Consider the following 12,330-nt stretch of genomic DNA (forward strand, 5'->3'; position numbering starts at 1 on the left):
CTTATAAAAATAGCTTCTGATTATTCTTCAGTCATACTATTTTCCAACAATACTCCTACCATTGTTCTTTTTCTTTTTTACATTTCTAAAAAATTACATATGGTAGAACGAATAAAATAAAGAGTGGTGTCATTATGGCAGAGTTAACGATTTCTAGTTTAGAAAATATGAAATTAAAAGAGCTTTATGAACTCGCTAGAGAATATAAGGTTTCCTATTACAGTAAATTAACAAAAAGAGAATTGATTTTCGCAATTTTAAAAGCGCGTGCAGAACAAGAAGGATATTTCTTCATGGAAGGTGTATTAGAAATAATTCAATCAGAAGGATTCGGATTCCTTCGACCTATTAACTACTCACCTAGCTCAGAAGATATTTATATTTCGGCGTCGCAAATTCGTCGTTTTGATTTAAGAAACGGTGATAAAGTATCTGGTAAAGTACGTCCTCCAAAAGAGAACGAGCGTTATTTCGGTTTACTTCACGTGGAAATGGTGAATGGCGAAGAGCCTGAAGCATCTAAAGAGCGTGTTCATTTCCCTGCATTAACTCCATTATATCCAGATCGCCAAATCATGTTAGAGACAAGCCCATCGAAGATTTCAACTCGTATTATGGATTTGATTTCCCCCGTCGGCTTTGGTCAGCGTGGATTGATTGTAGCCCCGCCAAAAGCTGGTAAAACAATGCTATTAAAGGAAATTGCCAATTCAATTACGAGGAATAACCCTGAGGCAGAACTCATTATCTTATTAATAGATGAACGCCCAGAGGAAGTGACCGATATTGAACGCTCGGTTGAAGCAGAGGTAGTCAGCTCTACGTTTGATGAGGTACCTGAGAACCACATTAAAGTGGCAGAGCTTGTCCTTGAAAGAGCCATGCGTTTAGTTGAGCATAAGCGTGATGTTATTATCTTAATGGATAGTATCACTCGTTTAGCTCGTGCTTATAACCTTGTTATTCCCCCAAGTGGTCGTACATTATCAGGAGGGATTGATCCAGCCGCATTCCACCGTCCAAAAAGATTCTTCGGTGCAGCGCGTAATATCGAAGAAGGCGGTAGCTTAACTGTTCTAGCAACTGCTCTTGTTGATACTGGGTCTCGTATGGACGATGTTATTTATGAAGAATTTAAAGGGACTGGGAATATGGAACTTCATCTTGATCGTTCTCTTGCAGAAAGACGTATTTTCCCAGCTATCGATATTCGTCGTTCTGGAACAAGAAAAGAAGAACTCCTTATTGCTCCTGAAAACCTTGAGAGACTATGGGCAATTAGAAAAGTAATGGCAGATGCTCCGGATTTCGCAGAGAAATTCATTCGTAAGCTAAAACAATCTAAGACCAACGAAGAATTTTTCGAAACACTTCATGAACAGTCAAAAGCTAGAAGTCGGAACTAGATGAATTTTATCCAAATTTGGATAGGATTTTCCGAAGTCTTGATGTAGAAAAATTCCGTTAGATCGACATTGAGATGATGCACAATACGATTCTTTTTTGACAAGAGTTTACAGTAAAGTGGAAGTCAATAAAGCGATAATCGGGTTGCAAATGTCCCATCTCCTTGTTATAATATTTTTTGTGTGATTAACGAATTGGATGCGGTAAGGGGCTGGCTATCACTCTCATGCTTATGCTCATATCGCATATTATCTCGAATATATAACTCTGTTTCAGATGATTCAGGGCGGAAGGAGATGAAAAGAATGAAAACAGGAATTCATCCTAAATACCAAAAGATCAAAGTTTCTTGTGCATGTGGAAATGAGTTCGAAAGCGGATCAGTATCTGACGAAATTCGCGTAGAGGTTTGCTCTGAATGCCATCCATTCTACACTGGTCGTCAAAAATTCGCTGACGCTGGCGGACGTGTTGATCGTTTCAACAAAAAATACGGCCTTAAGCAAAAATAATTTTGCGAGAGTTCATAAGAACAGGAGAAGAGTTGAGAATGTGTGTTAACACTTCTTCTTCTCCTTTCTTTATAGCTAATTTATAAAAAACGGGGTTGTCCCATAAGGGTCCGGAACCACTTTGATCGTCATATATAGTAGATGTTTCGAGGGGTTCCTGACACCTTGGTTTTGGGACATCCCTTTTTTTATCCCTTCATGTAAGGTAAATATTTGTTGAAGCTGAGAGGAAGCCTAAAGGGTATACCTCTTTTTTTCTGAAAAAGTTGGGCATTCTACCCTTATCATTACATAGAATGCTGTCGTTTTATTTGAAATTGAAATGATATTTATTATATAGATAGGTAAACATTTTTACGGGGTTAAGGAAAGAGTTATTGCAAGGAAGGAGAGGGGCCCTTTCATGTACGTCATGAAGCAAACAGGTTGGTTAGAGGTAATTTGTGGAAGTATGTTTTCTGGAAAGTCGGAAGAATTGATTCGCCGTGTGAGAAGATCCCAATTTGCTAAACAGGAAATTGCCGTATTTAAACCTAAGTTAGATAATCGTTATAGTGAGGAAGAGGTGGTCTCGCATAACGGAACGTCTGTCATTGCAAACCCAATTGAGTCGTCAAGACAGATTTTAAATGAGGTTTCGGCAAGTATTGATGTTGTTGCTATAGATGAAATTCAATTCTTTGATGATGAGATTATCCACGTTGTACAAACATTAGCAAATAGAGGCTACCGTGTGATTACTGCAGGTTTAGATCAAGACTTTCGAGGAGAACCATTCGGGCCAATGCCAAAGCTGATGGCCATTGCCGAACAGGTGACAAAACTTCAGGCAGTTTGTGCAGTTTGCGGTTCACCAGCGAGTCGAACACAAAGGTTAATTGACGGGGAGCCGGCATGCTACGATGATCCCATCATTTTAGTTGGCGCATCAGAAGCCTATGAACCTCGTTGCCGACATCACCACGAAGTTCCTAAAGGACTAAGCTTAAAAGCAGAAGAAGCCATTAAAAATATTTGAATTTTTTCTTAAAGCCCCAGGAATTGCCTGTGGCTTTTTTTAGATATCTAAATCGGCGAATCCAGTCCCTGCACAACGGTGATGATGGATTTTTCAGCATAACCTTCTTTAGGATAGGACATTCTAAGGGCAGGAGGTGTATGAAGTTGAAGAAGTTTTTATTTTTGCTCATGGTCATGGTCCTGGTTTCAGGCTGTGGAGTACAGAATGATTCTTCGTATGTGCGAAACGAAGATCAGCATGGAAGGCAGTTTGTGGATAATGATTTAGATAGAGAGGAAATAGATGAACGACAGCTAGAAACCGTTAGAAATAATACAAATCAAAACCCAAACTTCCTCGACCTCTCGGATAGTCAACCAACAAACGGGACTGATATTAATAAAGCCCGTGAAGTGGTCGAGTATTATACAGATTATGAGGCTGATGAGGTATGGATAAACGGTAAACAAATGTGGGTAACCGCTCATACAAGAAAAGAAATGACTCCTGCAGAAAGAGACCGTGAAGAAGCTAAGCTGCATAAACGATTAGTTAAAGCTATTCCTCGATATAAAATTGAAGTTCAAATTAAAGAACGCTAAAAAAGGGTCTGAAACCAGATTTTTTAAGGGAGATGGTTAAAACAATTTTCCCCTTTTAATCAGGTTTCAGGCCTTTTTCACTCATCCATGTTCTTGTTTTTCTATTGTCCTTATAATATAATTAGAATGTTATGGATTAAAATTGAGGTGAATAGCTGTGTTTGATCGTTTACAAGCAGTGGAAGATCGCTACGAGAAGTTAAATGAACTTTTAAGTGATCCAGAAATTGTGAATGACCCTAAAAAGCTAAGAGAATATTCAAAAGAACAATCGGACATCCAAGAAACAGTGGAAGTTTATCGACAATATAAAGATATTACTCAGCAATTTAAAGATGCTAAAGCAATGTTAGAAGAGAAATTAGATGCTGACATGCGGGAAATGGTTAAAGAAGAGGTTTCTGAGCTTGAAGAGCAGATTGAACCACTTGAAGAAAAGCTAAAGTTCTTATTGATACCTAAAGACCCGAACGATGATAAGAACGTAATCATGGAGGTTCGTGGTGCTGCCGGTGGAGATGAGGCTGCATTATTCGCTGGTGATTTGTATCGTATGTACAGCCGTTATGCAGAATCACAGGGCTGGAAAATTGAAATTATGGAATCGAACTCAACGGGAGTTGGAGGATATAAAGAAATCATCTTCATGATCAATGGTAGCGGAGCTTATTCTAAAATGAAGTATGAAAATGGGGCACATCGTGTTCAACGTGTTCCAGAAACAGAATCTGGCGGGCGGATCCATACTTCGACAGCGACTGTTGCTTGCTTACCTGAGGCAGAAGAAGTAGAAGTAGATATTCATGAAAAAGACATTCGTGTCGATACATTTGCATCTAGTGGACCTGGTGGACAAAGCGTTAACACGACCATGTCTGCCGTTCGTTTAACGCATGTTCCGACAGGGGTAGTCGTTTCTTGTCAGGATGAAAAATCCCAAATTAAGAACAAAGAAAAAGCGATGAAAGTACTACGTGCTCGTATTTATGATAAATTCCAACGGGAAGCACAAGCAGAGTACGATGCGACTCGTAAATCTGCGGTTGGAACAGGGGACCGTTCTGAACGAATCCGTACCTACAATTTCCCACAAAATCGTGTGACGGACCATAGAATCGGATTAACGATTCAAAAGCTAGATCAGATTTTAGAAGGTAAGATGGATGAGGTTATCGATGCTCTTATCTTTGAAGATCAATCTAAAAAGCTAGAAAGAATGGAAGAATAATGCTTCCTTTTTCAACTGTGTTTGAAGCCCTTAAATGGGCTTCTTCTTTTTTAAAAGAACAGAGCCGTGACGAGAATGTGGGAGAAATTTATTTAATGTATTTGTTAGAGATGAATCGTGCACAGCTATTGGCAAACTTAAGAATGGAGCTTTCTGAATCGCAGGTGGAGCTTTTTTTGAAAGGGATACATGAACATGTCAATGGAGTGCCGATCCAACATCTAATAGGGTATGAAGAATTTTACGGTAGAAGATTTTTAGTAAACAATGATGTGCTTATTCCTCGCCCCGAGACCGAAGAATTGGTTTATCAGGTATTGAAGAAAAGCAGTCAGCACTTTTCGAAACAGGAAACGCTGAAGACATTGGATATTGGAACGGGTAGTGGAGCGATTGCCATTACCCTTAAATTAGAAAGACCGAACCTTGAAGTGGAAGCTGTGGATATATCTGAAAAAGCTTTACGGGTAGCTGAAAAAAACGCCCGACTATTGAATGCCAACATTACTTTCCGGAAAAGCGACCTATTACAAACGTTAATATCAAAAGGAGAGAAAGTGGATTTAATTGTTTCCAATCCACCCTATATTCCTACCACTGATTTAATGACGCTATCCGATATCGTTCGCAACCATGAGCCACATACCGCTTTATTTGGAGGAGAAGACGGTTATGATCTTTACCGAAGATTAATGGACGAGCTCCCACAGGTGGTTAAATCCCGATTTATGATTGGCTTTGAAGTAGGAGCAGGACAAGGCAGTACGGTGGCAAAGCTTTTACAAAAGACATTTCCCACTAGTAAAACAGAAATAAAGAACGATATTAACGGGAAAGATAGAATGGTGTTTTGTATCCAAGACTAATTGATGTTGATCAATTGGTCTTTTTTGGCTCTTTTCGTAAACATTGTTGTTATTTGAAATGGAGTTAGTTGGTTGGGAGCGAAAGGATGCTCGCTTTCCGCGGGACGGGCGGTGAGTATCCTCGTCGCCTTACTCCTGCTTAGGTCTTACCTGTCCCGCTACTCCCGCAGGAGTCTCGCACCTGCAGTGAAAGACAATCCTTTTAACAACAATCTTTTAGAAAACAGCCTTTCGTAAACTTTGTTGCTTTTGGTCAATAATTAACATCTTAAATAATTCAGGAACCATATATTGTTTTTGAACGATAAGATGCACGGAAACCATAATTATTATGGGTTTCTTTTCTTTTTCGAAAAGCAATAATCTATGCGAAAACAGCTTCATCAGTGTTCTTTTAATCTATTAAATTGAATTTCTATAATTAATTGAAAAAAATGAGTTTTACTAGTTTAAGATTTCCACAAGTTGTCCACACTGTTTTAGTGAAGGGGTGGTGGAGAACATGAAAACAAAAAATCTAGTATGGATGTATATTTTAACATTGGCGATTGGAACTATTTTAAGTTTATATATACCGAAACAACAGGAATCACTTGCAGCAGAAGAGATGCAGGTGATTCCAGATGAAGCGATTCGTCTTAGAATATTAGCGAATAGTGACTCGGATGAGGATCAAGCAGTTAAAAGAAAGATTCGTGACCGTGTAAATGAGGAAATTACATTATGGGTTCAGGATTTAACGTCACTCGATGAAGCCAGAACAACAATCAAATCAGGATTACCTCAATTACAACAAATAGCTGAAGAAGTAATGGCGGCAGAAGGTCTTAGTCAAACCGTTCAAGTAGATTTTGACAAAGTGGAATTTCCAACAAAGTTATATGGTCAATTCCTTTATCCTGCAGGGGAATATGAAGCGATTTTGATCACATTAGGAGAAGGGCAAGGAGCAAACTGGTGGTGCGTATTATATCCACCACTATGCTTCCTCGATTTCTCAAGTGGGACGGCTGTACAGAGTCCTGGTTTTGAAGGAAAAGCCGAAGCAAGCACTATAGATCAAGAAGACACAGTGCAGAAAGAAGTAGAAGAAGTAGCGGTTGAAGATCCACCAAAGCCTGTGGAAAATGGAAGGGAAGAAAAACATGAAGCCTCGGAAACAATCGATGATCAAGAGCCTATAGTAAAGAAAGAACCGGTTAAGGAACAGCAGGTAAAAGAGGAAAATCTGGATACAGAGAAAACGAAAAACGTACAAGTTGTAGAGAAAGATGAACAGGTAAAAGAAAAAGAAGAAGTGGAAAATGATGGAAAGGTAAAAGAAGGCGAAAAGAAAGGGGAAGATCCTCACTATGTAGGGGAAAAAGATGATGAAGTAGAAGTTCGATTCTTTGTACTAGATGTTTTTAAAGGAATATTTAATTAGGAAGAAAAGGCTGTCCTAGAAGAGGGATGGAACCATCAGGATTGTTCAAATAGAGAAGAAGCCGATGGTTTCTTCTATAATTTGAAGATATGGTTCTCATTACCTTGATTTGGGCGCAGCCTTTTTTGATTTAGGCAAAAAAAGACCCTTTACATTGGTAAAGGGTAGAAAATAGGGGGTCTATTTCAAGACAAACCTTCTATGATGAATATACGCTGATTCGTATGAAAATCCAAGTCGCAGAAAAGGTTGTGTATAAGTGTGAGAGGGGATTTAATAATCGTTATCTCGAAAACATAGCGAAATATGCACATGTTAATAACTCTAAGAATATCATGAGAATTTTTCATTGGTTAGGGGTGAATTTGAATCGGAGAGGTATTGAGATTTAATTAATCAGCCTCTATTTTTTATTATAATCGAATAGCTAAGTACCTCAAAAAAAGAGGAAGGCTTAGTTCAGGTAAGGGCCATCTAAAACCGGAGCCTCATCCTGAAATGTTGCCATTACTTACATCTTGATGCCTTTGAGGCAACTAATTTTGATTCAGATTCCCTGTTGGGCTGGATGTATGACTCAAGGAACTAGGCAGCTGAAGCTGGACAAGAGTAATAAACAATCTCTTTTTAGTTCTATTTTTTCTTCTACTTCATAGATATGAAGTAGATAGAAAAAGTAGAGAGAGGTGCACTATGGTAAAAATTATTAGAAAAGCAGGTTTAGGAGACTTGCAAGCAGTAGAGGATTTTTTGGTTGCGGCAAACATAGGATTGGATGGACTGGATGAGGTAATTGAAAACTTTTTAATCATTGAGGAAAACGAGGAGATGTGTGGGACATTAGGGATTGAAATACAAGGAGACAAGGGGTTATTCCGCTCTCTAGTCGTAAAGCCGGAGCTAACAAGTGATGATTTATTTACGTTGTTTCGTGAAGCGCTAAAGATCGGAAAAGAGAAGCAGCTAGCAAATCTATACTTAGTATCTAACAAAAACAGTTCCATTCAATTCTTTCACCTATTAGGATTCAAAGAAATGGAGCATACCCAAAGCCTCAAAGAACTCTCCCAATTCCAACACGCCCAAAAGTTATCCACAGTGGATAACTGCACATTCATGAAACTAACCCTTTAACCCTTTAAACCACCCGGGGACGGTTCTCGAGAAGATTAACGCTTTAAAGCGATCGAGAACCGTCCCCGAGTTTGGTAAAGCGTTAAAGTACTTTTTTGGTTAATTGAGTGTATTTTCTGACTTATTCACATGTATCCACAGGGTTATCCACATCATTTGGGTAATTACGCACATAATGTGGATAAAGGTTGAGTATTTTTACGGTTTCTTTTATACTTGCAAAGTAGATTTGATGAATGAACTAGATTTTAAAGGATTTATTTAATTGATTAAGCATTAGATAGAAAAGGTGAAATGTAATGACGATAAAGCATTGGATTGTGGAAAACAATGTGGATATTAACGAAAGTTATCCACAGATTGTGGATGCATCTCAATATCTTAAAGATAATGAGGTTGTTGCTTTTCCTACTGAGACCGTCTATGGATTAGGGGCAAATGCAACATCGGATGTGGCGGTAGATAAGATTTTTCAAGCAAAAGGAAGACCAAGTGATAATCCACTCATTGTCCACATCTCAGCCTCTGAGCAACTAAATCATTTAGTAGAGGAAATCCCTGAAACAGCTCAAAAATTGATTGAGCACTTTTGGCCTGGACCATTAACGATTATTTTTAAAAAGAAAGATGGCGTTTTCTCTAATAAAGTAACAGCGGGCCTTGATACAGTTGCCATTCGTATTCCAGACCATCCTATTGCACTTGCTTTGATTGCAGCAGCGAATTTACCAATTGCTGCACCTAGCGCGAATCGTTCTGGTCGTCCAAGCCCTACAACTGCCACACATGTCATTGAAGATCTCCAAGGAAGAATTGTCGGTGTTGTAGATGGTGGTGAAACAGGTGTCGGTGTCGAGTCAACGGTTGTCGACTGTACTGGAGATCACCCGCTCATCCTTCGTCCAGGTGGAGTAACAAGAGAACAGCTAGAAGAAATCGTTGGAACGATTGAAGTCGACCCTTCTTTAAAAGAGGGAAAGGGAGCTCCAAAATCTCCCGGAATGAAATATACTCATTATGCCCCAAATGCTCCGTTGTATTTGGTGAAGGCAAACAGAGAAAAATTTCAATCACTAATAAAGAATAAACAAAAAGAAGGTCTTAAAGTAGGAGTTTTGACAACAGAAGAAAATAAAGGAGCATTCTCAGAAGCAGATGTCATTATTCCCTGTGGAAAAAGAGAAGATTTACTCACTGTTGCACACGCTTTATATGATACATTAAGAGCGTTTAATAGTTCGGATGTGGATATTATTTTTTCAGAGACATTCCCTGAAGAAGGTGTCGGTCTTGCTATTATGAATCGACTTCAAAAAGCGGCAGGCTATCGTGTGATTGAAGAATAATCTCGATCTCAAGTAAATATTTTTCAATGATTATACATTCTATTTCCTTTTGGACGTGCATAGAATCTGATGTAGGCAAGTCCAAGGGGGGAACGGAATGACAAGTGTAATCGGTGAACTATTCACCCTGATGCTAATGGCATTTGCTTTAGGAATGGATGCATTCTCGATTGGGATTGGAATGGGGATGTTCCAGTTAAGACTGAAGCAGATCTTTTTTATAGGAATAACGGTTGGGGTGTTTCATATATGGATGCCACTGCTTGGCATGATAACTGGAAAATTTTTATCTGAGCAGTTTGGGTCGATTGCGGCATTTGCCGGAGGGCTTTTGCTCATTGCTCTAGGAATTCAAATGTTCCTTTCGAGTTTTAAAGGAGACGATACAAAAGTAATGACGCCTGTAGGTTTCGGGTTGATATTATTTGCTTTAAGTGTTAGTTTGGATAGCTTTTCAGTGGGGTTGACCCTTGGTATATTTGGCGCTAGAACGGCTGTGGCTGTCATATGCTTCGGAATAGCCGCAACCCTTTTAACATGGACGGGACTATTGATTGGACGGCGTGTGCAGGGGTGGCTTGGTTCCTACAGTGAAGCACTTGGGGGAAGTATCCTCTTTGCTTTTGGTGTCAAACTATTACTCCCTTTTTAGAGCAAAAGATTGGCTTTCTTCGGCCAGTCTTTTTTTAAATTTATTTTTTACAAATGATATTTTTAGTTAATATTATTACAATAAGAAGGAATGGAATTTTCCCGAATAATGACTAAATTCATAAAACTATCATTCTTTTGTCCTATTCCCGTTAAAGTTTTTTTGTATTTTCAATAGAATGAATTGAAGGAGATGAAATGGATGAAAATCCTTTTTGTATGTACAGGGAACACTTGCCGAAGCCCGATGGCAGAAGCGTTACTAAAGAATAAAAACGCTAGTAAATTTGAAGTGAAATCTGCAGGTGTTTTTGCGAAAAATGGACAACCTGCAACAAATTATACTAAAGAAGTCCTAAAAGAGAACGATATAATACATGAGCATGTATCTCGTTTATTATCTCTTGAAGACATCGAGTGGGCTACACATATTTTCACAATGACAACAGGACATAAAACCACAATAGGAAATGTATTTCCACAAGCATTAGATAAAACCTTCACATTAAAAGAGTTTGTTCATGACCTTGATGAGGATGTAGTGGACCCATTTGGAGGTACTGTCGAAGTCTATCGTAAAACATATCGTGAACTAGACGAGCTAATCTGCAAATTAATAGAGAAAACATAGGACAATTGGGGAGTGGGATTTGGGAATGGCAGACAAAAAGAAGTATACATTTGGTTTGAGAAAGAAACTAGCACTTTTTACAACATTACTAGCTATTATTACGTATTCTACGAGTATTGTCTTTATTAATTATATTCACTCGGCATTTTTCTCAAATGTCAACGAAGGGATTTTTACGATTGTTGTACTAGTTTTAGGAATCTTTTGGTCAGGGGTTCTTGCTTTTATTGCGGCAGGTTTTATTATTAAACCTCTTCAAAAATTGGAGAAAGCTGCAATCCAAGCTTCTCATGGTGATATTCATCAGGATGTAGATCTGTCAACTTCAGATGATGAAATTCGTTCATTAGGAATCGCCTTCAATTCTATGCTTCAAAATTTAAGAGAGATGGTTCATAGTGTGGATGACAATTTCCGTAGCACGAATGATCATGTGATTGAAATATCCCAAGCATCCTCTAGAGCATCTCAACAAGCGGAAGGAATTGCTTTAACCATCAGTGAAATATCCGCTGGTGCAGAGAGCTCGGCCGTTTCTATTCAGTCGACAGCGGAATCAGTGGAAGATGTCATTCGAATTGCTCAAGAAGTACAAAATCGTTCAAAATCTTCAGAAGCAGTATCGACAGAAATGCTCAATGAGCTTCAAGATAGTAAGGAAGTTGTTCATTCCCTTGTAAATGGGATCGTAAAATTAGCTAAAGGCAATCAAGACTCTCTACAAGCAGTTCGTCGATTAGAAGAAAACGCTAAGAAGGTAGAACAGATTATTCAGCTAGTAGGTGATATTGCAGCACAAACCAATCTTCTTGCTTTAAATGCATCCATTGAGGCAGCACGGGCAGGGGAACACGGTAAGGGGTTTGCCGTCGTAGCAGAAGAAGTCCGAAAGCTTGCAGATGAAAGTGGGAAGGCTGTTCAAGGAATATCTGATTTGATTAAAAATATTCAAACCGAGGTTGGAAGTGTTGTCGGTCATATCACCACTCAAGTGGATAGCGCTAATAATGAGGCTGAAAAAGGAGAAAAAACCAACACAGTCATTGAAGATATGACGAAAACGATACATAAAGTGGCCTCTGCTGTTAAAGAAATCTCAACCCTTGTCGATCAACAAATGGAGAGTATCCAATTGACTTCTCAGCAATCACAGGAAGTGGCTGCGATAGCAGAACAAACCTCTGCAGGAGCGGAAGAAGTGACAGAAGCAACAAAAGAACAAGCGGTTGTAATGGAAAATGTAGAGAGGCTTGCACTCAACCTTCAAGCACAAGCAGAAAAACTCAAAAATACCATTACTAGATTCCAACTATAAAATGGAATGGCAAGTCTGAGATTGGATGGTTGATATGTTTTGGCATATTAGTCTGATGGTATCAGGCTTTTTTTTATTGGTTAGACTCATCGGGTAAAAACGATATTGGTCGGAGCTTAAGAGGAATGGGGCAAGACAGGGTTTATGCTCGCCTACACGAAATTTATGAGCCTGGATCTGGATATAATGAGTCAAAAAAGAGATTTATGAGC

12 protein-coding genes are annotated in these 12,330 nt (G+C 38.9%); all 12 read left to right on the forward strand.

What is annotated here, in order from left to right:
- The first annotated feature begins 134 nt into the window (after nucleotides 1–134).
- On the forward strand, nucleotides 135–1,406 hold the full coding sequence (rho, locus tag JOC86_RS08655; protein WP_205170734.1) for a transcription termination factor Rho: 1,272 nt from the start codon (nucleotides 135–137) through the stop codon (nucleotides 1,404–1,406).
- Between the two features lie 306 nt (nucleotides 1,407–1,712).
- Nucleotides 1,713–1,919 (forward strand): 50S ribosomal protein L31, encoded by a 207-nt coding sequence (gene rpmE / locus JOC86_RS08660; protein ID WP_205170746.1) that lies wholly within the window; start codon nucleotides 1,713–1,715, stop codon nucleotides 1,917–1,919.
- A gap of 403 nt (nucleotides 1,920–2,322) precedes the next feature.
- Nucleotides 2,323–2,937: a thymidine kinase gene (locus JOC86_RS08665; RefSeq protein WP_205170749.1), complete on the forward strand. Its 615-nt coding sequence runs from the start codon at nucleotides 2,323–2,325 to the stop codon at nucleotides 2,935–2,937.
- Nucleotides 2,938–3,083: 146 nt separating this feature from the next.
- Complete coding sequence (locus JOC86_RS08670) at nucleotides 3,084–3,521, forward strand: hypothetical protein (RefSeq protein WP_205170752.1); 438 nt, start codon at nucleotides 3,084–3,086, stop codon at nucleotides 3,519–3,521.
- A 157-nt stretch (nucleotides 3,522–3,678) separates the two neighbouring features.
- On the forward strand, nucleotides 3,679–4,749 hold the full coding sequence (prfA, locus tag JOC86_RS08675; protein WP_205170755.1) for a peptide chain release factor 1: 1,071 nt from the start codon (nucleotides 3,679–3,681) through the stop codon (nucleotides 4,747–4,749).
- On the forward strand, nucleotides 4,749–5,615 hold the full coding sequence (gene prmC, locus JOC86_RS08680; protein WP_205170774.1) for a peptide chain release factor N(5)-glutamine methyltransferase: 867 nt from the start codon (nucleotides 4,749–4,751) through the stop codon (nucleotides 5,613–5,615). Before prfA ends, prmC begins: the two co-directional genes overlap by 1 nt.
- Nucleotides 5,616–6,117: 502 nt before the next feature.
- Nucleotides 6,118–7,041 (forward strand): stage II sporulation protein R, encoded by a 924-nt coding sequence (gene spoIIR / locus JOC86_RS08685; protein WP_205170777.1) that lies wholly within the window; start codon nucleotides 6,118–6,120, stop codon nucleotides 7,039–7,041.
- A gap of 693 nt (nucleotides 7,042–7,734) precedes the next feature.
- Nucleotides 7,735–8,175 carry a GNAT family N-acetyltransferase gene (locus JOC86_RS08690; RefSeq protein ID WP_205170780.1) on the forward strand — a complete coding sequence of 147 codons (441 nt, stop codon included), beginning with the start codon at nucleotides 7,735–7,737 and terminating at the stop codon, nucleotides 8,173–8,175.
- A gap of 299 nt (nucleotides 8,176–8,474) precedes the next feature.
- Nucleotides 8,475–9,521, forward strand: coding sequence for an L-threonylcarbamoyladenylate synthase (locus tag JOC86_RS08695; RefSeq protein ID WP_205170789.1), 1,047 nt, complete (start codon nucleotides 8,475–8,477; stop codon nucleotides 9,519–9,521).
- 97 nt (nucleotides 9,522–9,618) lie between these two features.
- Nucleotides 9,619–10,173 (forward strand): manganese efflux pump MntP, encoded by a 555-nt coding sequence (locus tag JOC86_RS08700; RefSeq protein ID WP_205170792.1) that lies wholly within the window; start codon nucleotides 9,619–9,621, stop codon nucleotides 10,171–10,173.
- 201 nt (nucleotides 10,174–10,374) lie between these two features.
- The gene (locus tag JOC86_RS08705) at nucleotides 10,375–10,803 is read left to right on the forward strand and encodes a low molecular weight protein arginine phosphatase (protein WP_239587494.1); all 429 of its coding nucleotides are present in this window, start codon (nucleotides 10,375–10,377) and stop codon (nucleotides 10,801–10,803) included.
- Between the two features lie 25 nt (nucleotides 10,804–10,828).
- Nucleotides 10,829–12,118, forward strand: a complete 1,290-nt coding sequence (locus JOC86_RS08710) for a methyl-accepting chemotaxis protein (RefSeq protein WP_205170795.1) — start codon at nucleotides 10,829–10,831, stop codon at nucleotides 12,116–12,118.
- The last annotated feature ends 212 nt before the right edge of the window (nucleotides 12,119–12,330 follow it).

This window comes from Rossellomorea pakistanensis, from assembly GCF_016908495.1.
Taxonomy (GTDB): Bacteria; Bacillota; Bacilli; order Bacillales; family Bacillaceae_B; genus Rossellomorea; species Rossellomorea pakistanensis.

Coding starts and splice junctions, on each gene's coding strand:
- rho (WP_205170734.1), top strand. CDS start 135: ATGGCAGAGTTAACGATTTCTAGTTTAGAAAATATGAAATTAAAAGAG.
- rpmE (WP_205170746.1), top strand. CDS start 1,713: ATGAAAACAGGAATTCATCCTAAATACCAAAAGATCAAAGTTTCTTGT.
- JOC86_RS08665 (WP_205170749.1), top strand. CDS start 2,323: ATGTACGTCATGAAGCAAACAGGTTGGTTAGAGGTAATTTGTGGAAGT.
- prmC (WP_205170774.1), top strand. CDS start 4,749: ATGCTTCCTTTTTCAACTGTGTTTGAAGCCCTTAAATGGGCTTCTTCT.
- spoIIR (WP_205170777.1), top strand. CDS start 6,118: ATGAAAACAAAAAATCTAGTATGGATGTATATTTTAACATTGGCGATT.
- JOC86_RS08690 (WP_205170780.1), top strand. CDS start 7,735: ATGGTAAAAATTATTAGAAAAGCAGGTTTAGGAGACTTGCAAGCAGTA.
- JOC86_RS08695 (WP_205170789.1), top strand. CDS start 8,475: ATGACGATAAAGCATTGGATTGTGGAAAACAATGTGGATATTAACGAA.
- JOC86_RS08700 (WP_205170792.1), top strand. CDS start 9,619: ATGACAAGTGTAATCGGTGAACTATTCACCCTGATGCTAATGGCATTT.
- JOC86_RS08705 (WP_239587494.1), top strand. CDS start 10,375: ATGAAAATCCTTTTTGTATGTACAGGGAACACTTGCCGAAGCCCGATG.
- JOC86_RS08710 (WP_205170795.1), top strand. CDS start 10,829: ATGGCAGACAAAAAGAAGTATACATTTGGTTTGAGAAAGAAACTAGCA.